Annotated in this window: 18 protein-coding genes; 5 read left to right on the top strand and 13 right to left on the bottom strand. The window is 66.2% G+C overall.

What is annotated here, in order from left to right; translation table 11 throughout:
• The 3 genes from FJ973_RS30600 to FJ973_RS30585 form a co-directional block, all read left to right on the top strand.
• Positions 1-1,467, top strand: a 1,467-nt coding sequence (locus tag FJ973_RS30600; protein WP_140558903.1) for a sugar ABC transporter ATP-binding protein, incomplete at its 5' end; no start/stop codon positions are given.
• Positions 1,464-2,435 (top strand): ABC transporter permease, encoded by a 972-nt coding sequence (locus tag FJ973_RS30595; protein WP_140558902.1) that lies wholly within the window; start codon positions 1,464-1,466, stop codon positions 2,433-2,435. The genes FJ973_RS30600 and FJ973_RS30595, both read left to right, overlap by 4 nt.
• Positions 2,436-2,664: 229 nt before the next feature.
• On the top strand, positions 2,665-3,651 hold the full coding sequence (locus tag FJ973_RS30585; RefSeq protein WP_140500083.1) for an ABC transporter permease: 987 nt from the start codon (positions 2,665-2,667) through the stop codon (positions 3,649-3,651).
• A 48-nt stretch (positions 3,652-3,699) separates the two neighbouring features.
• On the opposite strand, the gene FJ973_RS30580 is transcribed toward FJ973_RS30585, so the two are convergent.
• Positions 3,700-4,140, bottom strand: a complete 441-nt coding sequence (locus FJ973_RS30580; RefSeq protein ID WP_140500175.1) for a hypothetical protein — start codon at positions 4,138-4,140, stop codon at positions 3,700-3,702.
• Positions 4,141-4,436: 296 nt separating this feature from the next.
• Between FJ973_RS30580 and FJ973_RS30575 the strand changes: the two genes are divergently transcribed.
• Positions 4,437-6,422, top strand: a complete 1,986-nt coding sequence (locus FJ973_RS30575; RefSeq protein WP_140558901.1) for an ABC transporter ATP-binding protein/permease — start codon at positions 4,437-4,439, stop codon at positions 6,420-6,422.
• A gap of 18 nt (positions 6,423-6,440) precedes the next feature.
• On the opposite strand, the gene FJ973_RS30570 is transcribed toward FJ973_RS30575, so the two are convergent.
• The 12 genes from FJ973_RS30570 to FJ973_RS30515 form a co-directional block, all read right to left on the bottom strand.
• The gene (locus tag FJ973_RS30570) at positions 6,441-7,064 is read right to left on the bottom strand and encodes an invasion associated locus B family protein (protein ID WP_246675987.1); all 624 of its coding nucleotides are present in this window, start codon (positions 7,062-7,064) and stop codon (positions 6,441-6,443) included.
• A gap of 58 nt (positions 7,065-7,122) precedes the next feature.
• Positions 7,123-7,590: a DUF4189 domain-containing protein gene (locus FJ973_RS30565; RefSeq protein ID WP_140558900.1), complete on the bottom strand. Its 468-nt coding sequence runs from the start codon at positions 7,588-7,590 to the stop codon at positions 7,123-7,125.
• Positions 7,591-7,639: 49 nt separating this feature from the next.
• The gene (locus FJ973_RS30560) at positions 7,640-8,326 is read right to left on the bottom strand and encodes a hypothetical protein (RefSeq protein ID WP_140558899.1); all 687 of its coding nucleotides are present in this window, start codon (positions 8,324-8,326) and stop codon (positions 7,640-7,642) included.
• 13 nt (positions 8,327-8,339) lie between these two features.
• Complete coding sequence (locus FJ973_RS30555) at positions 8,340-8,915, bottom strand: invasion associated locus B family protein (RefSeq protein WP_140558898.1); 576 nt, start codon at positions 8,913-8,915, stop codon at positions 8,340-8,342.
• Between the two features lie 7 nt (positions 8,916-8,922).
• The gene (locus tag FJ973_RS30550; RefSeq protein ID WP_140558897.1) at positions 8,923-13,326 is read right to left on the bottom strand and encodes a YadA-like family protein; all 4,404 of its coding nucleotides are present in this window, start codon (positions 13,324-13,326) and stop codon (positions 8,923-8,925) included.
• 196 nt (positions 13,327-13,522) lie between these two features.
• Positions 13,523-13,942 (bottom strand): AraC family transcriptional regulator, encoded by a 420-nt coding sequence (locus tag FJ973_RS30545; RefSeq protein ID WP_246675986.1) that lies wholly within the window; start codon positions 13,940-13,942, stop codon positions 13,523-13,525.
• 273 nt (positions 13,943-14,215) lie between these two features.
• Positions 14,216-15,406 carry an AraC family transcriptional regulator gene (locus FJ973_RS30540; protein ID WP_224655996.1) on the bottom strand — a complete coding sequence of 397 codons (1,191 nt, stop codon included), beginning with the start codon at positions 15,404-15,406 and terminating at the stop codon, positions 14,216-14,218.
• A 97-nt stretch (positions 15,407-15,503) separates the two neighbouring features.
• Positions 15,504-15,713: a hypothetical protein gene (locus FJ973_RS30535; RefSeq protein WP_140558895.1), complete on the bottom strand. Its 210-nt coding sequence runs from the start codon at positions 15,711-15,713 to the stop codon at positions 15,504-15,506.
• Positions 15,714-15,900: 187 nt separating this feature from the next.
• Entirely contained in the window at positions 15,901-16,992 is a 1,092-nt protein-coding gene (locus FJ973_RS30530) for a BsuBI/PstI family type II restriction endonuclease (RefSeq protein ID WP_140558894.1), read from the bottom strand.
• On the bottom strand, positions 16,989-18,761 hold the full coding sequence (locus FJ973_RS30525; RefSeq protein ID WP_226880582.1) for an N-6 DNA methylase: 1,773 nt from the start codon (positions 18,759-18,761) through the stop codon (positions 16,989-16,991). The genes FJ973_RS30530 and FJ973_RS30525 overlap by 4 nt, the downstream gene beginning before the upstream one ends.
• A gap of 131 nt (positions 18,762-18,892) precedes the next feature.
• Positions 18,893-20,437, bottom strand: a complete 1,545-nt coding sequence (locus FJ973_RS30520; protein ID WP_246675984.1) for an ATP-binding protein — start codon at positions 20,435-20,437, stop codon at positions 18,893-18,895.
• Positions 20,438-20,641: 204 nt separating this feature from the next.
• Positions 20,642-21,334, bottom strand: a complete 693-nt coding sequence (locus FJ973_RS30515; RefSeq protein WP_140558904.1) for a glutathione S-transferase family protein — start codon at positions 21,332-21,334, stop codon at positions 20,642-20,644.
• Between the two features lie 221 nt (positions 21,335-21,555).
• Here FJ973_RS30515 and FJ973_RS30510 point away from each other — a divergent pair, with 221 nt between their 5' ends.
• Entirely contained in the window at positions 21,556-21,861 is a 306-nt protein-coding gene (locus tag FJ973_RS30510) for a hypothetical protein (protein WP_140500102.1), read from the top strand.
• Positions 21,862-21,895: the final 34 nt, after the last annotated feature.

Genomic DNA, 21,895 nt, shown 5'->3' with positions numbered 1-21,895 from the left:
GTCCTGCCGGGCGAGGTGCATGCCCTGATGGGCGCCAATGGCGCCGGCAAGTCGACGCTGGTGAAGATCCTGACCGGCGCGGTCCCTGCCTCGGCCGGGCGCGTCCTGATCCGTGGCGAGGCGCGCGACATACGCTCGCCCGCCGCCGCGCGCCGCGCTGGCCTTTTGCCGGTCTACCAGGAACCGTCGCTGATCCCCGATCTCGACATACTGTCCAATCTGCGGCTCACCGGCACGCCCGTCGAGCCGTTCCGTGCCTGGGTGCGCGAACTTGGCATTCCCGACCTCGACCTGCGCGACACCGCGCGCGACATTCCACTGGCGGTGCTGCGCGTGCTCGACCTGGCGCGGGCGCTCGCCGTCGAGCCCGACGTGCTGCTGCTCGACGAGATGACCGCGGCGCTCCCCGCCAACCTCGCTGAAAAAGTGCTGGAAGTCGTGCGTCGCCAGGGCGACAGCGGCCGCGCCGTGATCTTCATCTCGCACCGCTTCGTCGAGATCTCGGCGCTCTGCGACCGCGCCACCGTGCTGCGCGACGGTGCGACCGTCGGCGTTCTCGACATCGAGCCCGGCGTGGAGGAAAAGATCGTCGAGCTGATGCTCGGCGCCCGCATCGAGAAGACCAAGGTGGCCGCCCGCGCCGCCGGCCAGGCCGCCACATCGGTCCCTGCCCGCCCGCGTCTCGCCGTGCGCAATCTGCGCGTCGGCACCAAGCTCAACGACGTCTCCTTCGAGCTCGCCGACGGCGAGGTCGCCGGCGTCGTCGCGCTCGAAGGCCAGGGCCAGGATGAATTGTTCGCCGCCCTTGCCGGCTCGATCAAACCGTCCGGCGGCACGATCGAGGTCGACGCCCATCCGGCGAAATTCACCCATCCGATCGACGCCATCCGCGCCGGCATCGCCTATGTGCCGGGCGACCGCTCCGAGGCCCTCGCCATGCAGCGCTCGGTGCGCGAGAACATCGCGCTGCCCTTCAGCGCCGCCTTGCGCAACTGGGGGCCGATCGCCATGCGCAAGGAGCGCGCCACGGTGGCGAGCGCCATCGCGCGCCTCCAGATCGACACCCGCGCGCAAGGCGAGGTGCAGCGCCTGTCCGGCGGCAACCAGCAGAAGGTGACCATCGCACGCTGGATCGCGGCGGACGCCCGCACCATCCTGTGCTTCGACCCGACGCGCGGCATCGATGTCGGCACCAAGCAGGAGATCTACAAATTGCTGCGCGAGCTCGCCGGCCACGGCAAGTCGGTGCTGTTCTACACCTCGGAACTCGAAGAGGTGCAACGCGTCTGCGATCGCGTCATCGTCATCTTCGGCGGCCGCGTCGTCGATATCTTCCCGGTCGAGGAGGCGGACGAGCCGGCACTGATGCGCGCCGCCTACGGCCTGCCGCGCGGCGTCAAGGCCGATATCGGCATTTTGGCGGACCCCACAGCAAATGCCCCGGATGCACCGGAGGCGACGCCATGAGCCATCTCCTGCGCCGCCAGGGCTGGGTCGCCGGCCTGTTCGCCCTCCTCATCGTGCTGTTCGTCGTCACCAAGCTGATCCAGCCCGGCTATGGCAGCGGCGATTTCGGCTCGCTGGCGCGGGCCGTCTTGCCCTACGCCTTTGCCGTGGCCGCGCAGACCGTCGTCGTCATCGCCGGCGGCATCGACCTGTCGGTCGCCGCCATGATGGCGCTGACTAGCGTCACCGCCGCCTCGATGATGGCCGGCGCCTCGGAAGAATACGCGCTGTTCGTGGTGCCTTTCGTGCTGGCCATGGGTTTTGTGCTTGGCGCGCTCAACGGCCTGCTCATTGTCGTCACCCGCGTCCCCGACATCGTGGTGACGCTCGCCATGCTGTTCGTGCTGCAAGGGGCGGCCCTTCTGGTGCTCGGCGCGCCGGGCGGCGCCGCCGCCGAATGGCTGAAGGCGATGATTTCAGGCACGGTCCCGATACCCGGCCTGCCGCAGAACATCGACGCCTGGCTGCCGAAGGCTCTGCTGGTGCTGATCATCTGCCTCTGCATCGTCTGGATACCGCTGCGGCGCTCGCGCCTCGGCCTGTCCATCTACGCCATCGGCTCGAGCGAGCTGGCGGCGTTCCGCAGCGGCGTGCCGGTCAAGCGCACCCGCATCATCGCCTATGCGCTGTCGGGCCTGTTCGCGGCCATGGGCGGCCTGGCGCTGACCATGAGCACCGGCATCGGCGCTCCTATTCCCGGCCCCTATCTGCTCGCCAGCGTCGCGGCCGTGGTGCTGGGCGGCGTGGCGCTGGGCGGCGGCAAGGGCGGCCTGCTCGGCCCCATCGTCGCCGTCTTCGTGCTGCGCCTGGTGCGCACCGACCTCACCCTGCTTGCCATCGACCCCAACGTCACCGCCATCATCGAGGGCCTGATCATGGTCGCCGTGGTGATGTTCGGGGCTTTCATTACGATGCGGGGTCGGCAATGATGAGGGAGAATGAATTGGCGCATAGCGCTCTACGGCGCCCCCCTCTGTCCTGCCGGACATCTCCCCCTCAAGGGGGGAGATTGGCAGCTTCGGCGTCTCGCTCATTCTTGCAACGCCGACAATTTGCGAAAGCCGTCACCCCATCCGATCTCCCCCCTAGAGGGGGAGATGTCCGGCAGGACAGAGGGGGCCGCCGTAGGGCGCTACATTTGCAGACAAGAGCCACCCCATGAGCACGTCAGCGATCACGCCCCAACCCGTCCCCTTCGGCCGCCGTGTCAAACGCTTCATGGCCGACCGGCCGCTGATTCCGCTGGTCATCCTGCTGGTCATCCTGGTTGTGATTTTGCAGATCCTGCGCCCCGGCATCGTCAACGAGCGCTGGATCGCCAACACCATCAAATTCGCCATTCCCTTGGCGATCCTTGCCGGCTGCCAGACCATGACCATGCTGACCGGCGGCATCGATCTCTCTGTCGGCACGGTGGCGACGATGAGCGCCTTCATCATGGCTACGCAAGCCGTCAACCAGGAGCCAGCCGTGGCCTTCCTCCTGGCGATGATGCCGGCGGTGCTGATCGGCCTCGTCAACGGCATCGGCGTCGGCGTCTTCCGCGTCCATCCGCTGATCATGACGCTGGGCACCAGCCTGATCGGCACCGGCTTCCTGCAGGTCTATCAACGCACGGTGATCGCCTCGGGCGCCAAGATCCCCGATTTCCTCGCCTGGCTCGGCACCGGCGTGACCGCAGGGTTTCCCAACGCGCTGCTTCTGTTCGTCCCCGTCGCGGTGCTGATCGTCTTCGGCCTCAACCGCACCGGTTTCGGCCGCCTGCTCTACGCCGTCGGTGACAATGAGCGCGCGACCCGCCTTTCCGGCGTGCGCTACTGGCAGGTCATCACCGCGCTCTACGTCCTCTCCAGCCTGCTCGCCGGCATCACCGGCCTGCTCTATATCGGCTTGATCAAGGCCCCTTCCCTGTCTCTCGCCGAACCGCTGGTGCTGCCCTCCGTGGCCGCCGCCGTCATCGGCGGCACCTCCATCTTCGGCGGCCGCGGCGGTTATACCGGCACCATCATCGGTGCCTTGATCCTGACCGTGCTGACGACGCTGCTGACGATTTTGCAGATGCCGGAGGGGGCAAGAAGGATCCTGTTCGGCCTGATCGTGCTGTTCGTGACGGCGGCCTATCTGCGGATCGTGGAGGAGCGGTAGGGAGGGGCCGCCGGCTCATCCCTGGAAACACCGACGCAGTGATCGCCCTCACTTCACCGTGATGCTCATGCCGCTGAGATCGGCGTTGACTTGCAGCCCTACCTGCCTGCCCGTGAGCTCGAGCTGGGCGCCCTTGTCGTTGGTCATGACGATCACCTGGGCGCCCTTGCCGAGCGCGCCGCCGCCGCCCGCCGCGCCGTACACACCCGTCACGTCCCGGGCGCGCTTGATATGGCGCACGGTGCCCCGGAAATAGGTCTTGGAGGCACCGAAGGCGAGGCCGCCCGAAATGCCGCCGACCGAGATCGGATACCGGCGGCCATGGAAGGTCAGCGTGCCCTCGCCTCCGGCGCCGCCGATGAAGAAGGCCGCCTTGTAGATGGAGAAGCGGATCGTTCCGGTGTCGGCGTGCGCGACACTGGCAAAGCCAACGCCCGCGGCAGTGATGACGGCGATGGCGACTGAACGAAATCTGGACGAAATCTTCATGACAAGGGGCTCCTCAAGGTCGCTGCTCACCCGACCGGGCCGGGACGTCGGCGTCGCATCGAAGTTCATGGCTAAACAGTCTCGCCCATCATTGGTTCCAAGCACACGGTCTCGTTCCGGCTGCGAGGAGACCGTCGCTAAACGGGCCCGCCGGCTGGCGAATTGTCCAGCGGCGGCTGGCGGCATCGCGGGTCGAGCAGGGGAGCACGGGGAGACCCATGGCGCCGTCTGGAGCGGGCCTGGTGAAACTTTTTGATTTTTAGGCCGTTGTCGCCGTTACATCCGAGGCTGAACTCATGCCGAAAACGGTCGACGGCGCCAGGCGGCGCAAGGCAGAGAAGTCGCACCAGGAGAAGGCCTCGACAGTCGAAGTTGCGTCCGAGGTCGTGGGCGAGGCTGCGCCGCCGCCCGGGGCCATCGAACCCGGTCCGGAGCTGACGCCGCAGGAGGCCGAGCAGGCGCGCAAGCGATACCTGCTGAGGCGCTTCTGGATCAGCGCGCGCGGCTACTGGAGCACGCGCGGCGACAAGCTGGCCTGGCCGTTCACGATCGGGCTGTTGATGCTGATATGCATCAATGTCGGCTTCCAGTATGGGATCAACATCTGGAACCGCTCGATCTTCGACGCCATCGAGCAGCGCAACGCCCACACCGTCTATGTGCTCAGCGCCGTGTTCCCGCCGCTCGTGGTTGGAAGCGCAAGCCTTGTCGTCGCGCAAGTCTACCTTCGCATGACGATCCAGCGCCGCTGGCGTTCCTGGTCGACCACCGCCATCATCGCGCGCTGGCTCGCAAGCGGCCGCTACTATCAGCTGAACCTCGTGGGCGGCGACCACACGAACCCCGAGGCACGCATCGCGGAGGATTTGCGGATCGCCACGGAATCGCCCGTCGATTTCATCTCCGGCGTGATCAACGCGTTTTTGTCGGCCTCCACTTTCATCGTGGTGCTGTGGACGATCGGCGGGGCGCTGACTTTGCCGATCGGAAGCTGGAGCGTCACCATTCCCGGCTTCCTGGTCGTGACCGCGGTGATCTACGCCGCCATCACCTCCACTTCGATGGTGGTCATCGGCCGCCATTTCGTGCGGCTCTCCGAGCAGAAGAACCAAGCGGAAGCCGATTTCCGCTACACGCTGACGCGCGTGCGCGAAAACGGCGAGAGCATCGCCTTGCTCGGCGGCGAGGAGGAGGAGCGCAGCGGCATCGACAAGACGTTCGGCACGGTGCTCCGGCAATGGGCGCTGCTGACAGGCCAGCACATGCGCACAGCGCTGGTGTCGCAGGGGTCGAGCCTGTTTGCGCCGGTCGTGCCGATCTTGCTTTGCGCGCCAAAATTTCTCGAAGGCAGCATGACCCTTGGACAGATCATGCAGGCTGCCTCAGCCTTCGCCATCGTGCAGGCCGCGTTCGGATGGCTGGTCGACAACTATCCCCGCCTCGCCGACTGGAACGCCTCGGCACGGCGTATTGCCTCGCTGATGATGTCGCTTGACGGGCTGGAGCGCGCCGAACGCAGCGACGCGCTGGGCCGCATCAGGCACGGCGAAACCGAAGACGGTGCGATGCTCAGCCTGGACAATCTCTCGGTGTCGCTCGACGACGGCACCGGCGTGGTCAAGGAAACCGAGGTCGAGATCGAGCCTGGCGAGCGGGTGCTGGTGGCCGGCGAATCCGGTTCGGGCAAGAGCACGCTGGTGCGGGCCGTCGCAGGCCTTTGGCCGTGGGGTGGCGGCAGCGTCGACTTCCACCCCGGCAGGCGGCTGTTCATGTTGCCGCAACGTCCCTACATCCCCTCCGGAACGCTGCGCCGCGCGGTCGCCTATCCGGCCGCCGCCGACAACTGGACGCTGGAGAAGATCAACGCCGCCCTCGACAAGGTGGGGCTCGATTATCTCAAGGACCGGATCGAGGAAGACGCGCCCTGGGACCAGACCCTGTCGGGTGGCGAAAAGCAGCGGCTCGCCTTCGCGCGCCTCCTGCTGCATCATCCCGATATCGTCGTTCTGGACGAAGCGACGTCTGCGCTCGATGAGAAGAGCCAGGACAAGATGATGGAGACGGTCATCCATGAATTACCGAAGGTGACCATCATAAGCGTCGCGCATCGCGCCGAGCTGGAAGCCTTCCACAGCCGCAAGATCACATTGGAGCGGCGCGAGGGCGGCGCAAAGCTTGTCAGCGATATCAATCTTGTCCCGCGCAAGGGCGGACGGAACCTGCTCAGGCGCGCCTTGTGGGGCTCCGGCGCTGCGGCCCAAAGGCCGCGCGAGCTGGACTAAAGCCGACTTCGTCCCGCCTCAGCGCCCGCTCAGCGCCGCGACGCGGTCGAGGGCGGCGCCGAGGCCTTTCAGGGAGACGGGGAAGTTGAGCTTGGTCTCGGCGTCGGTGACGACGTTGAGCGTCAATACGCCGCCCGCCTTCAGCTTCTGCGCCAGCGCCCGGTCGATCGGAAACTGCGCCACGCATCCGTTCGGCAGGCAGGTGCGGAACCGCAACTGGCCGAGGGGCGGCTGGTCGTCGATCTGGATCGTCACGCCTGGGTCGAACAGGATGCCGAACGGCAGAAGCAGGGTTCCGGTCAATCCACCCTTCGGTCCCGCGCGCAGCTCCACAGCCAGCAGCCTCTGGCCGTTCTTCTGCGTCTGGTCCTGCGAAACCGAGCAGGCGCGTGCATTGTCCTGGATGGTGCAGGCCAGGCTCCAGTCCTGATAGGTCTCCCGGAGCGACGACGCGCCGTTTGGAAGCGTGGCCGCCTGCTGTTGTTGCGCACAGGCACTCGATGCGGCCAGCGCCGCCGCGCAGATTGCGGCCGCCTTCAGAAGAACAAATCTGTCAAACAACGATGGCGACTTTCTCTTTCGGGGTTCACGCGCATGGCCCCGAAAACCGGATGGGATTTTCGGGGCCGCGGGCATGGTCATCTGCCTCACGCAGCGTGCAAAAGCAATTCCAAAGCGCGCCGTGTGAGCGCGGCGCGCTTCAGGTACAGACCCACTCGCGGATCTTGCATTCGGTTCCCGCCGCCTCGCAGGCATGCAGAGCGAGATCTTCCGCGTCCTTGCGGGTCTCGGCGGAGTTCGCGCCCCAGGGCGTCAGCCGGTCGCTCTGCTTCTCCTTAGCCACGGCCAGGGCGCCGCAGTGCTTGTAGGGAAAGCCCGTCTCGTCGTCGTCTGTCCAATGGCGATGATTGCGGAACACCGTGACAACAGTGCAGCCCTTGCCGCCGGCGTTCTCGCAATATTTCATCGCGGCGTCCTTCGCCTCCTGGCGCTTGTCGGCGCCCCAGAAGAAGCCGTGCTTGGTATCGATGCTGGAATAGGCGATCGCCCCCCAGATGCCCTTTTCCTCCTTCGGCTCCGGCTCCGGCGGCGCCACAAGGTCGGCCGAGACAACCTGCCCGCTCCACAGCAGGGCCATGCACAAAACTGCCAGACGTCGCGATATCATGGTCTGCAATCCTTTCCAGGAGCCCTCGCCCATTCGCCTATCCCGTGTCTCACTTCGACGCCGACGCGATGGAAATCACCACGCAGCTATTGCCGGTCGGCAGCAGAAGCGCTTCACCCGAATTGCCGCCCAGTTCATACACTTCGACCTGGCCGAGATGGTCGGTGATCTTGCTGCCTTGCGGAAGAACGGACGGGATCTCCGAACACGGGCTGGCGAACGGCGCCACCCGCACCATCGCGCCTTCGCAGCCGGAAGCGGTGGGCGATGCGAAAACCACGCCGGCGGCCGGTCCGCTGTATTTTTCCGTCGCATAATCCATGCCGACGAGGGCCTGCACGGCGTGCTTGTCGGCGGCCTGGTCGTTCCACAAGGATTTGACGCTGTATTTCGAGCCCGTCGTCAGAACCTGTCCGAGCACGGGAAAGATCGTCGAGCAGGCCTGCACGCCGGCCTGTTTGACATGTTCGAGGAAAGGCGAGTCCGGCAATGCGGGCGGCGCGGTCCCGGCCTGTGCGGCCGTCGGGGTGCCGACGAGACCGGCGATCGCGGCATAGTTGGCGGCAGCGAAGCCGATGCCGATCATGGCCAGCCCCAGCAGCGAGAAGGCTAGGACGCGCGGCCACCGCCGCTGCGGCTCGGCGACCCTCTTGCGATCGGGCTCGACGATCCTCTTGCGGTCCGGCTCCACGCTCGGGCCGCGCGCTGGGGAGATGAACGGGTCTTGCTGGCTCACGGTGCTGCCTCGGTTATTTGATTGGCGCAAGGGCCTCGGACAGCCCCTTGAGCGTTGCGGTCACGGTAATCGTCTGGCCGTCGACGGTCGGGTAGGAGATGGCCGGCGTCGCTTTCTGCACTATCTGCTGGCGCATGACGGGCCCCACCGGCAGCATGCCGACGCAGACCACTTCGTTGCAGCCATTCAAGTGGACGTCGATCGGGTCGCGCCCGTCGAACTTCAGCGACACCAGCCCGTCGCTTTTGGCGTTCGGCGCGGTGCGCAGGATCATGTAGGGCTTGCCGTCCTGCGTAGCGGCGAGCGACCAGCTGAAGGCCATCCTGCCGGCCCCGTCCTCGATCACCTGCGAGACATTGCAGACCTTCTTGCGCGCCTTGAGGTTCTCGTCGCAGATCAGCGTCCAGTTCTCGAAGGGCCGGATGGTGCGCTGGTATTGGCCCAGTTTCACCTCCGGCGGCACCACCACGTCGGACGGTTTGATCCTGTAGGGCGCGGTCGCTTGCGCGGCGGCCAAGGACAGGCCGCCGGCAAGCGCCAGGCAGGTCAGGAGGAAAAGCCGGGCATGACGGCTGGTTGCCCCGTTCATTCCCGCCTCAGTTCAACGTGAAGCTCAGGCCGGCGCCGACACCGACATTTCCGCCCGCCGCCGTGCCCGAGACGTTGCCGCGGATGCGGCCGTCCTCGCTGGTGTAGCCCGCGCCGAAGGCAAAGGCGCTGGCGTCCCGCCAGAAGCCGCCGCCCGCCGCGACGCTCAGCTTTCCGGGACGGTCGTCGTAGCGCAGCGAGGCTGCGGCAAGGCCGATTGCCGCCGCTTGCCGGGCTTCGTCGCGGATGCCGCTGATGTCCGAATTCAGCTGGCCGAGTTTCTGGTCGGTATAGTCGTTGGCCTGTTGCAGGGTCGTGGCCGCCACCTTGTCGGTATAGCTGTTGGATGTGCTGATGGCGGTGTCCAGGCCCTTGGTCAGCTGGTTGACATTGACCGCGTCGGTGCCGGCGACGCCGGGTCCGACATTGGAGATGACGACCGGCGCGTTGACGTCGCCGCCTTGCAGCGTGATGGTGTTCGTCTTGGCGCCGCCCTGCGTGTCATACGTCACCGCATTCTGGTTGAGATTTCCGACGCCGGTTTGCAGGGCCTCGATCGCCTGGTTGGAGGCGAAGAGTTGCGAACCGTTGATCGCGTCGGTGCTGTCGGCGGCGATCCGTCCGGCAGCGACATTGGTGATCGTCCTCTCCGCGCCGGCATCGCCGACGCTGACTGTCCCGGTCGGCGTCGTGCCGGCAAAGGCATAGGTCTTGCCGTTGATGACGGTGCTGGAGGTGCCGACGGCGGTCTGCGTCACCGAGCCGGAGCCGAGCGCCACATCGTTGGCGTTGTTGGCCTGCGCGCCCTGGCCGAGCGCGACGGCGCCCGCCCCGGTAGCCGTAGAGCCATGGCCGGCGGCCAGGCTGTCGTTGCCGCTCGCCACGCTTTCGGGCCCGATCGCCACGGCGTCGGTGCCGCCGGCGATACTGTCGGCCAGCGACGAATTGGCGTGGAAGTACTTGATGCCGCCGCCATTGCTGATGGTGGTCAAGGCATTGTCGACCGCCGTGAGCCCGTCATAGACGGTCGTGTAGGTGTTGCCCTGGACGGTGTAGGTCGGCCCGGTGATCGAGCCGTCGGGGTTGAGCGTGGTGGTGCCGCCGAACAGGTTGGTCACGTTTTGCGACACGCCGCGCAGCTGCGAGACGTTGACGCCGTCGGTGTCGGCCGAGCCCGCCGCGACATTGGTGAGCTTGCGTTCAGCTCCGGCGTCGCCGATCGACACCTCGCCCACCGAGGTCTGCGGAGCGGTCAGGGCAAAGGCCGCGTAGCCGGCCTGCGCACCGACCGAGGTGATGGACTGCGCGCCCAGCGCCACGCTGTTGATGAAGGTGCTTTGGGCGCCGGCGCCGAGCGCCACCGACTGGATGCCGGAGGCGAGCGAATTGGTGCCGAAGGCAAGGCCGTCCGCCAGCATCACATGGGCGTTCTGGCCGATGGCGGTTCCGCCGGGCGCCGTCTGGTCGACGATGGCGCCGTTACCGATGCCGATGCCGTTATCGCCGTTGACGACCGTGGTCGGACCGATCGCGACCGATTCCGCGCCGACCGCCAGCGAGTCGGCCGCCACCGAATTGGCATGGAAATACTTGGTCGAGGTGGCCGACACGGCGGCGATGGCGCCGGCGAGCTGGCGCACCGTCACCGCGTCCTGGTCCTGCGTACCGTCGGCGACATTGGTGATCTGCCGGTAGGAGGTGGCGTTGCCGACCGAAACGGCGCCGAGCAGCGCCTTGTCGGTGGTGTTGTACTCGATGAAGTTGGATGGGCCGGCGGGCAGTTGCCCGGTAGCCGGAGCGATCGGACGATCGGAGAGCGAACCCGAGCCGAGCGCCACGCCGCCGTCGATGCTGGCATTGCTGTCGCGGCCGAGCGCCAGCGCGCTGACGCCGGTCGCGGTCGCATTGTAGCCGACCGCCGTGGAACCGACGCCTTGGGCGAAGGAATCGGTCTGCGCCAGCCCGAACTCGTTGGTACGGGCATAGCGGATGCCTTCGCCATTGGCGTCGGTGAAGACGGTCGACGTGTCGCCGGTGATGTTGTTGATCGTGTTGCCGAGATTGGTCACGCCAGCGCCGATATTGGCAATGTCGGTCGTGTTCTGGGTCACCTGCTGGTTGGTGGCGAAGAGCTGCGAGCCGTTGACGGCATCGGTCGAACCGCCGTTCAACTGTCCGGCCGCGACGTTCTGGATCTGGCGCTCGGCGCCGGCCGAGCCGACCGAGAAGGCGCCCGCCGGCGTGCCGCCGGCGAAGGTATAGTTGACGCCGCCGATCGTCGTGCCGCCGACATTGGTCGTGGCGCCCGACGTCGAATTCAGGCCGATCGCGACATCGCCGGCATTGTTGGCGACCGCATTCGGGCCGACAGCGACGGAATCGGCTCCCAGCGCCTGCGAATCCGCCAGCGTCGAGTTGGCATGGAAATACTTGATGCCGCCGCCGACATTGATGTTGTTGACGACGGCGCCGATGGCATCGACCGCCTGGTTGGTGGCGAAGAGCTGCGAGCCGTTGATGGCGTCGGTGGAGAGCGCGCTGATCCGCCCAGCCGCCAGGTTGGTGATGGTGCGTTCCGCGCCGACCGCGCCGATGCTGACCGTCGAGGTCGGGTTGGTGCCCTGGAAGGCGTAGGTGGTGCCGTTGACCACCCCGCTGGCCGTGCCGACCGCCGTGGTGGTCACCGAGCCCGAGCCGAGCGCCACGTCGCCGGAGCTTGCCGCCGCCGTCGCGCCATCGCCGAGCGCGACATTTCCGGCGAGGCCGGCCGCGCCCGCCGTCGAGCCGTTGCCCAGCGCCACGGAACCTTGCCCGATCGCCTTGTTGCTGTTGCCGATCGCGACGGCGCCGTTGGCCATGTTGGCCGCGGTGGCGGTCGCCGTGCCGTCGCTGTTGGCGATGTTGTTGGCGCCGCCGGTGAAGGCGCCGGTGCCGCTGGCATAGCTCGGATCGCCGATCGACACCGCGCCGTCGCCATAGGCGGTGTTGCCGGAGCCGATGGAGACGGCTTTGCCGCCGGTCGCCACCGCATTGGTGCCCATGGCGACCGCTTCGGCGGAATCCGCCTTGGCGCTGGCGCCCAAGGCAATGGTGTTAGCCGCCGTCGCGTTGGTCGAGGGGCCGATGGCGATGGAATTGGCTCCGCTCGCGGTACTGGTGGCGCCTACCACAATGGAGTAGGCGCCGGACGCAGTGGAGCCTGCGCTGCCCACCACGGTGGCGCCGGCGCCAGTGGCGTTGACGGAAACGCCAAGCGCCACGGCCTGCGTGGCTGTCGCGTTGGTAGAGGAGCCCATGGCGATGGCACCGTCCTCCGTGGCATTGGCCAGCGTGCCGAGCGCCATCGCGTTGTTCTTATTCGCAAGCGCGCTGGTGCCGATGGCGATGCTGTTGGGCACGGCCGTGTCGGCCTGCACGCCTGCCTGCGCGCCCACACCGAATGCAATGGACTGGTTGCCCCAGGCGCTGGCGTTCTTACCCATCGCCGTGGCGCCCGTTCCCGTTGCCTTGCTTTGGCGTCCGATTGCGGTGGTGTCGACCTGAGACGCCGTCACGTCCGTACCGATAGCAATGGCGCTCTGGGCCAAGGCTCCCGTCCCGGCAGCGGTGCGCGAGCCGAGATAGACGGCGTTTATCGCGGTTGCGGTCGACTGGAAGCCGACGGCGACGGCATTTTGGCTGTTCGCAACGGTGCTGGTGCCTTGTGCAACAGCGTCCAGCCCGGACGCCCCTGCGAACTGCCCAATCGCAGTGCTGCGCAGCCCGCTGGCTACGGACCCGTAGCCAGCGGCGAACGCATAGTTGTTGCTGGCCGTGGCGCTGACACCGACTGCGGTGGAGTTCCCTCCCGAAGCTTGGGCGTTGGTACCCAGCGCGCTGGCCCCGGCCCCAGTGGCACCCGCGGCGACGCCGATCGCTACCGTGTTGATATTGTTTGAAATCGTACCGGAGCCGATCGCCACTGCGCCGCCGGTGCCCGTGGCCGACGCGGTGCGACCAATGGCGACGCCGTATTGCGCCGTCGATTGGGCCTGGAAGCCGAGCGCTATGGCCCAGTTAAGGCTGGCGTTTGAGCCGTTTCCGACCGCGATGGCCTCGGGAGCGGTCGCCGAACCGCCGCCGGCCTGATATTGCGCCTGAGCCGGCGTCGCGGCCATGCCGATCGCGAAGGCGCCCAGCGTCACGGCTGTCCCGAGCGCCCCGCCGACGCCCAGCGTTCCCAGCCCCAAGCGCTTGCGCCCCATGCCCAGCGCACGATGCGCCATGCGCAGGACCGCCATCAAGCGGCGCCGGGCCGAACGGGACCGAGGATCGCCATTCGCGATCCAGTGACTGGCGAAATGCGCCGCACGGCGCTGAACAAGGAGCGAGCCGCCCGAAATATGGCCGCCCGAAATATGATTGTCGGTCATGGTTCCCTCCCCGCTGGCCGGCACGAAATGTCTGACACTTCCACTCCACAGCAGGAAGACATGATTCCCCTTCGCGGTATTTCACGAAATTGCTGTCTTGTGAGAAAAGATACGAGCATATACGCGGAGGTTAACGGCTCGTTACCTTAGCAACTGCTTTAAAATCAAGTAATCAAATAACGACGAGAGCGCGGCTTCATCTAATCTTTGCGTTAAACTTGCCCGCCCGCGCCTGCATCGGCGTCATCTGCCGGTATTTCTTCATCATGGTGGTGAAGTGGCTCTGGCTCGAAAACCCGCTCAGATGGGCGATGTCGGCGATGGTCATGCGGCTGTCGGCAAGAAGTCTTTCCGCGAAGTCCAGCCTGAGATCGAGAACATATTGATGCGGCGGCATGCCGAACGTCCTGGAGAAGGCGCGCACGAAGTGGTACGATGAAAATCCGCAGACGGCGGCCATTTCGGCAAGCGCCAGCTTGCGCGAGAAGTTCTCGTTCAGGAACTCCTGCACCTTGCGCGCACTGCGGGCGGAAAGCCCGCCCTTCACGTTGAGCAGCGGCTGCCGGGCCGAATTGGCTCCGGATACCGATCCGGGGGGACCATCATCGCCCGGCATTTTTCGGCCTCCCGATATTTCCCAGATGAACTTCAACCCGAGGCCTCCCTCCCCGTTCCCCTGAAAAACAATTCGTGATTGATCGAAGCGGGCCCGCATCGCCAACCCCGCTCATGTGATCGATCCGGCCGGATGGCAAGCAATGCGCGAACTGAATGGCATTCCAAATGACTCCAGCAAAGCTTGGGGCACAGGTGGTGACGGACGTATTTTGAAAAACTCCGGAAGCCTTGTAGGAAATTCCGGTCTTGGATCGCTGGCCAGCAGCTGTTGCTACTTTGCCATGGTCGGGCTTTCAATTCCTGCGGAAAGCGTCACCAGCCCGCCTGGCGTCCTTCCCCTGTATCTCTTCATGGTCGCGGCCAGGTGGCTCTGATCCGAAAATCCGGCAAGGTAGGCGACTTCGGCAATCGGCAACTCTCCGCCGGCCAGCAGCTTTTCCGCGAGATCGAGGCGCAGGTTGATCAGATACCGATGCGGCGGCATGCCGAATGTCCCGGCGAACCTTGCTATGAAATGATTTGGTGACACCCCCGCGACCGACGCGAGCTCGGCGACCATGACTTTCCGCACGAAGTTCTGGTCGAGATACTCTCGCACGCGTCGGGCGCCAACGGCGGAGAGCCCGCCTTTGGGCGACGCGGCCTGCCTCTTGCGACCCGTATAACCGCGCAGCAGATGCACCCCGAACACCGTCAGCAGCGAGTCCAGATAGAGCTCGTTCGGCGGCAGCCTGTCGGTCAGTTCGGCAGTGATCATCTGGGCTATGTTGAGCGCCCTCAGGTCAACCGTGCCGAACGCGGGCGGCTCGAGCTTGACGTCCGGGAGGTCGAACTCATGGGCCGCCAGCTCGGACAGCGCTTCGGGAGAGATCGAAACGACGGCGTTCTCCCTGGTCTGCGACCAGGCCAGCGTGCTGTCGACGCCCGCCGGATTGACGACGAGACAGCCGACCGGCGCATCGTACTGCGTGATCCTGTCACTGCCGAGCGAGGCTCTCAGCTTGCGTGCCGGCCTCAGCACAATCCCCGTGGAATGCTCCCTGGCCAGGAATTTCTGCGATCCCGGACTGCGGACGGAATAGATGACGCTTCCGCGGGCGGTGGCTCTTCTGGGACCAGCACTTTCCGGAATGATATCCAGGACGTATCGAGCTGTCCGCTCTTGATCGACGCCCTGGGAATCGCCGCTTTCCCGAGCCCCGCCCGCATGTTTCATACGTGTTGCCTCAGCCGGCTTACCGCCGCTTGGTATCCCCTTCCCCTGACCCGGAATCAACGTAACGCACACGCCTCGAATTGAAAAGAACTTCCACGCGCAAAGAAAATTCTTTATTCGAGATAAGAAAGAAGAACTGACCGTCGAAGGAAGTTCAGCAGCATTTCTGTCAATAGCGAAGAGCCTTGACGGATCTTCGCTTCCGGATTCGTCGGCCCGGGCGTAAGCCGGCAACGCATCGGTCACGAAGGAGGAGTTCACATGCGAGGCTGTGTCGGCCCTGTGGTTCGACAGCGTTGTTCGGCATCAGTGGCACGCAACGGCGCGGCGCGGAGCCAGTCGTTCACGGCCGTCTATTGCGGTCCCCGCGACCTTTTTCGTAAAGATCCCACGCGAGTTCCACAAAAGCCAGAAGCACATCATCCTTGTCCCAGCCGGCCGCGACAGCCGCCTCGACGATTTCGCCCACGAGAGGCAACAATTGGCGCTGGCAGGCGAGCGGGATGTCAGCCTCGGATTCATCCACTGGAGGTCCATCGAAGTTGAACTTCATCGTTTGGCGCTCCCCTCGCCATCAAACGAAATGCTACTCGTTCCCAACAAACGAAGTGCTATTCGCCAGACCTTATTCCTATACAATAACTCCAACATTAAACATAGCAGGCTAGGCCGCCAACGGAGCGCAACACCGGATAATCCGTGTATCGACCGGCTGTCCTAGTGACGCTGGGGAAGCGTTATTACATCACTGTCCAAGGCAAGCTGCCGAATGGACGCCCGTCGGCCGCGCCGTCATGAAGCACGAGGAGTTGGCCGGGTTCGGAGACGAACCAGGCGAACGAGCCCCAGGCAAGCTGCGCGACGGTCTTCTTGAAGCCGGCGGACTGGCGATCCTGATAGGCGGTCAGGAACGCGATCTGTTTTCGGTCGAAACCGGCCGCGTCCGTGACAGCATGGAGGGCATCGCGCCGGCGATCCGTGATCGCGCCATCGGTCGCCACCACTTCCACGAACAGGATCAACGGCTCCTTGCGGCCGAGATCGGCGAGGATGATGTCGGGCAAGTTCCTGTCGGCCTCGATCTTGAGGCCGATCGCACTGGCGATGGCGTCGTCGCGCAGGACCACCTTGTTGCCGCTCTCGCTCAGCCACAACATGGCAGGGGCGGCGAGAAACCGTTTGGCGAACACCTCGATGACGGCTTGCGCGATGACCGAACTCGGTCCCGGCGCCAAAAGCCTGGTGTCGCCGTTCGGAAAGGTGACGCGGATGCCGGCGGTGTTGGCGACAGCGCCGGCGCGCATGATGGTCACGCGGGCCAGCGCGCCCTTGCTGAGATGCGTTTCCTGGAACTCCGAGATGGCGGTTTCCAGCGCCTCGCCTTCCAGCGCCGGGTCGAACAGGGCTGCAAACGCCGCCCTCAGCGCGTAGCGGGGCTGGCCCGAGGTCGTCGGCAGATCCTCGCGACGCAGCACGGCGCCGATCGCCACCAGCCCGTCCCGCAGCGTCTCGTCGCGGATGGGCTCGCGCGTATTGTCCGCGTACCAGCGCGAGCCCGCGACGGCGCCGTTCTTGCGCAGGACGGTTGCGGCGTAGGCATCGCGATCTGCATCGTCCGCCAGCGCCGCCTGCTCGCGGGTCATGCGATAAACATGGACAGGGCCCAGGAATCGCCCCGAACCCTCGACGGCGCCAATGTAGAGAGCGGCGAACACGGTGCTGGCGGCAAGTTCGCGGATGCAATAGATGCGGTTCGGCGTGCCTTCCGGAAAGATCAGCGGCAAGCGCCCGGCGACAAGATCGCGCGTCGCATAGGGCGGCCGTGCCGTCATGCAGGCTCACCGTAGAGGCGGCTGCATTCCGCCTCGATCCTGTCGCGCGTCGCACCGGCTGCGACGAGCTTCGCCAACGTGCTGGTGCTCTTGGGCGGCGGCAGCGGCAGCGCTTCCAGCTCGAAGGCGGAAACGGCGACGCTGCCGCTGATGCAGCGGAAAAGATCGTCGACGACACGGCTGTTCAAAAGCGCCGCCACGACCGCCGCCGGCACCTTCGTGCTGCCGGTCGCGCGGACCATGTTGAGATGGTTTTCGACGACGACGCCGCCATGCGCATCGATGAATTCCTGGCGAAGTTCGGCGGCAATCAGGCGCCGGGCCTGTTCCTTGGCGGTGGTGCGCTGGACGAGGATGCAGGGCGCCTCGACAAGCAGCCAGCCGTCGCCGGCCTCCAGCTTGAAGTAGGGAGCGTGGTTCTTCTTGCGCGCGCGATAGGCGAACTGGCCGTCGGCGGTCACGGCTTCGGCCCAGATCAACGGATGCACCCCCTTGCCGCCGGCGCGATCGCGCAATTGACCCTTGAAGCGGTTCCAGACCAGCGGGCCGGTCGAGACCCCATAGCCCCAGTCGGCAAGGCGATGCGTCATCGTCTCGGCCTGGGCGATGAGCCGGCTGTGCTCCGGCGTGCGCGGCGCAAGCCAGGGCATGGCGCGGTCGGATGGCAAGCCAATCGTGCCGTTGCGGGCAATCCCGGCCTCGGTCTCGGAGGCGACGGTCAGGTAGTGGATCTGCGCGCGCCGCGGCTCGGCGCCGTTGACGTAGACGGCAAGCAGCGTCTCTTGCAACACATCCTCGAAAACGCCGCGCCGCGCATGCACGAAGTCGATCGCGACGGGCGGCGCCTCCTTGGCCAGAAGGCTGCGCAGCGCCGAGTAGTATTGGCCGCCGAGAAAGCTTGTCGGCGTCAGGAAGGCGATAAGGCCGCCAGGCTTGGTCCAGCGCAACGCGGCATCGGTGAAAACGCCGTAGAGATTGGCGTGCCCGTAGAGGCCGCGCGCATAGCGCTCGCGCAATTGCGACGGCAGCGAGACCCGCCCATAGGGCGGATTGCCGACGACGAGATCGAAGACGGGTTCCGGATCGGCTTCAAGCGTGTCGCAGGCCGTCACCATGGCCGGGGCGGCGCGCCCGGTCCTGGTCGCAATATCGGCGAGCGCGATCTCCAGGGCGCCTTGCGCCAGCCGCGCCGCGAGAGGATCGAGCTCGAAACCGGCAAGCCTGGTGCCGACATGGCTGAGCGCGAAGGCGGGCTCGCAATCGCCGAGCGCGGCGATCATGCGGTGCGCGGCATGAAACAGAAACGTCCCACCGCCGGCGGCGGGATCGAGAACCCGCGCGCTGCGCCAGTCCAGGCCCTCTTCCTCGGCCTGGTCGAGCAGGCGGTTGACCAGCGCCGGCGGCGTGTAGAAGGCACCGCGCTCACCGCGCTCCCTGGTCGGCAGCAGGACCGGATAGAGGCTGGTGACGAGATGCAGCGCTTCGAGGATCGGCAGCCGCGCGGCGGTCTCTCCGATGCTGTGCGCAAGCGCGGAGGCCGGCTCGTCCAGCGCTTCCGTTTCGAAGGCGAGCGAGGGGCAGATCGCCGGAGAAATGCCGAGGGCCGCCGACAAGGCCTCCAGCGCGCGCCGGGTCAGCGAAACCGCATAAGTTTCGCGGTCGCATTCGTCGATCGTCTCGCACCATGCGCGTGCCAGAAGGCGAGCCTTCGACAGCTCCGCGCGCGCCGCTCGCAATGCATCAGCCACCGAGCGCAAGACGGCAGGCAATTTCGACCCACGAATCTGTGAAATTTTTCCCATCGCCCTCGACCGTACCGCGCAAGACTCACCGATGCGATAGAGTATCACATGTTCTCGTTATGTTCCAGTGGACAACCGCAACCGTCCCGCCCACGCCATCACAGCGCCAGGCTACCCTGCTCCGTCTCCTCGGTATTGGGATCGCCCGGCGCCGCGTTGCGGTCGCCCGGCGCCGCATTTGGGTCGCCCGGCGCCGTCGCCCAGGCGAGTTCCACCAGTGTGACGGTGCGCCGGCCGGTACCGTCGAGTTGGCACACGATCAGGCCCTGCTCCTCGATGTAGGTGAGCAGGCGCCGGGCGCGGCGCATGGAGTGCGAACCATAGGCGCGGGCGATCGTGGCGTCGCTCGGGCAGGGCCAGCCTTCCTTTGCCGCGCGGGCGATCATCATGAACACGCCCTGCATGTCCTCGGGCAGCAGCGAAGCGCGCACGGAGACGTCGCGCCACGCATCGTCCTCGGCCATATCGGAACCCACGCCGGCGCGGGCTCGCGTCAGCATGCGGCGGAACTCCTGCAGATCGGGCACGACCGACGCCAGCCCCTCGATGCGGCAGCGCACCACGAACTCCTGGTAGAGCACGCCGATGACGCGGAAGCCCGCGTCGGGCTCCGCCAATATGGCGCGCAGGATGCGGTCCATCCGCTCGCGCCGCTCCGCCAGGTCCTCGGCGCTGGGCGCCGGCTCGGCCGGTTCGGGGCGGATCTCCAGCGCCGCCGACTTCGCCGCCATCAGCTGGTCGAGCAGGTCCGGCGATGTCACCCGCCGCTGCGGCCGCACGGCCTCCGGCGGCGGTGCCGCCAGGATGATCGCGCGGGCGTCCTCCAATGCCGCTTCCGGCAGCGGCATCAGCCGCGGCGTACCGTTGCGCGGGCTCGTATCCGTCGGCCCGATGCGCAGGCCGAGCGGACGGCGCGACAGCGCCGGGCCCAGCGCCATGAAGTGTCCGCGTTCCAGGTCGCGAAAGGCCTCCGCCTGCCGCCGCTCCATGCCAAGCAGATCGGCCGCGCGCGCCATGTCGATGTCGAGGAAGGTGCGGCCCATGAGGAAATTGGAAGCCTCCGCCGCGACATTCTTGGCAAGCTTGGCAAGGCGCTGCGTGGCGATGATGCCGGCAAGCCCGCGCTTGCGGCCGCGGCACATCAGATTGGTCATGGCGCCGAGCGAAAGCTTTCTCGCTTCGTCGGAAACCTCGCCGGCCACCGCCGGCGCGAAAAGCTGCGCCTCGTCCACCACCACCAGCATGGGATACCAATGGTCGCGCGCCACCTCGAACAGCCCGCCGAGGAAGGCGGCGGCGCGCCGCATCTGGTTCTCGGCGTCGAGCCCTTCGAGATTGAGCACCGTGGAGACGCGGTGGATGCGCGCCCGCTCGCCGGCGCTCTGCAACCCGCGCTCGGTATGTTCCTCGGCATCGATCACCAGATGGCCGAAGCGTTCGCCCAGCGACACGAAGTCGCCTTCGGGGTCGATGATGGTCTGCTGCACCCAGGGCGCGCTCTGCTCCAGCAGCCGGCGCAACAAATGAGATTTGCCGGAGCCCGAATTGCCCTGCACCAAAAGCCGCGTCGCCAGCAGTTCCTCAAGGTCCAGCGCCGCCGGCGCGCCGGCGGTCGTCTGTCCCATCTCGATCGCAACGGTCATGTCAGACTCAGCCGCTCCTTCGCAGAGGGACTTATCAATCCGATTGCAAAGCGTCGAGCGCCGATGGCCGCCAGTTGGGCGTTGCGCACAGTTGTGCGAATGCTGCCTGCCTGATGCAACATCCGGCGGGCTGAACGATCGCATGACAAGCGCGCAATCGTTTCGGATGCACGTGAAAACAAGCAGTTGAAGCGGAATCGCGATTCAAGCCCTGAAGCCTGGTCGACCGCTCCCGCGTCGTCTCACGCGGGCATCACCGTCCGGGGGGACCGGTGCCAATGCGGGCGCGTCCAGCCCCTGGAACGGATCGCGCCAGGCCTCGATCTCTTCGAGCCGGCGATACCAGCGCTCGATTTGGGGATAGTCGCCGAGCGGCAAGCGGGCGGCGTCGTTGAAGGGTAGGAACGTCGCCATGCGGAAATCGGCATAGGAGACCGAAGTCCCGGCCAGCCATGGCCGCCGGCCAAGTGCCGCCTCGAGGATCGGCGCCGTCCTGTGGAACTGTTCCAGTCCCTCCGCGACCTTTTCCGCGTCGATCGGCCCGATGCCATAGCGCTGCTTGGTGCCGCGCTCGAAATGCACGATGTCGCAGGCCCTGACGAACTCCTCCTTGCCCCAGCTCAGCCAACGGATCATCTCGGGTTCGTCGTCGCCCGCGCGCCAGAAGTCCGAACCCAGGTCGCGCGAAAGCCGGCAGGCTATGGCGTCCGCTTCCCAGAGGCTCCCTCCAGGCCAGGCCAGCAAGGGCAGGGAAAGATTGGGATTGAGCGGGCGGAACCGCTCCGCCTGCCCCGGCGCCATAGGCGAAGCGAATTCGAACGCGACCTTCGCCCCGAGGTGACGGGCCACCGCGACTCCCAGGCGCGGATTGGGGTTGCGGCTGAAGAACAGTTTCATCTCCGCGTCCGCCCCGTGCGGTTTCGGCCCGACCTTGTCACTCGCCATCGCCTCGCTCCTTGTTGCGGCATGCACGCCAAGGACGGATAGCGCCGATCGAATCCGACAATGCGGTCGCGACCGCAAGGACCGGTTTTGCGAAAAGTCCGGGTTGACCGCTTCCGGACGCGAGGCGACTATCCCTCTCGAAGCATGGCAATGGATCTCGAGGAGGATGAGCGATGGATGAGCCCGACCGCTGGCGCCACATGTCAAGCGCGCCCAAGGACGGCAGCCGGATCCTCGTCACGGTCCGGCCGTCCGAGCAGGGGCCGGCGGAAGTCGACCTCGCCTATTGGTCGGATGGCGACCAGTTCGGCGAAGAAGGCTGGCGCGCGTCGGACTCCTCGCCCGGCCGCATCGTCGAATATGCCGAGCCCGAGCTGAAATGCTGGATGCCGATGCCCTCGGCCAACCTCGCCCGCGCCTCCATGCCCTCGCCCTGGGAAGGCGACGACGCCCAGCAGCTGGACGGCTCGGGGATTTGAGGCACTGAAGCTGCTGATCTCCTGAGACGCCGGC

This window comes from Mesorhizobium sp. B2-1-3 (assembly GCF_006442495.1).
Classification (GTDB): Bacteria; Pseudomonadota; Alphaproteobacteria; order Rhizobiales; family Rhizobiaceae; genus Mesorhizobium.
This window is presented reverse-complemented; position numbering and strand designations above follow the sequence as displayed.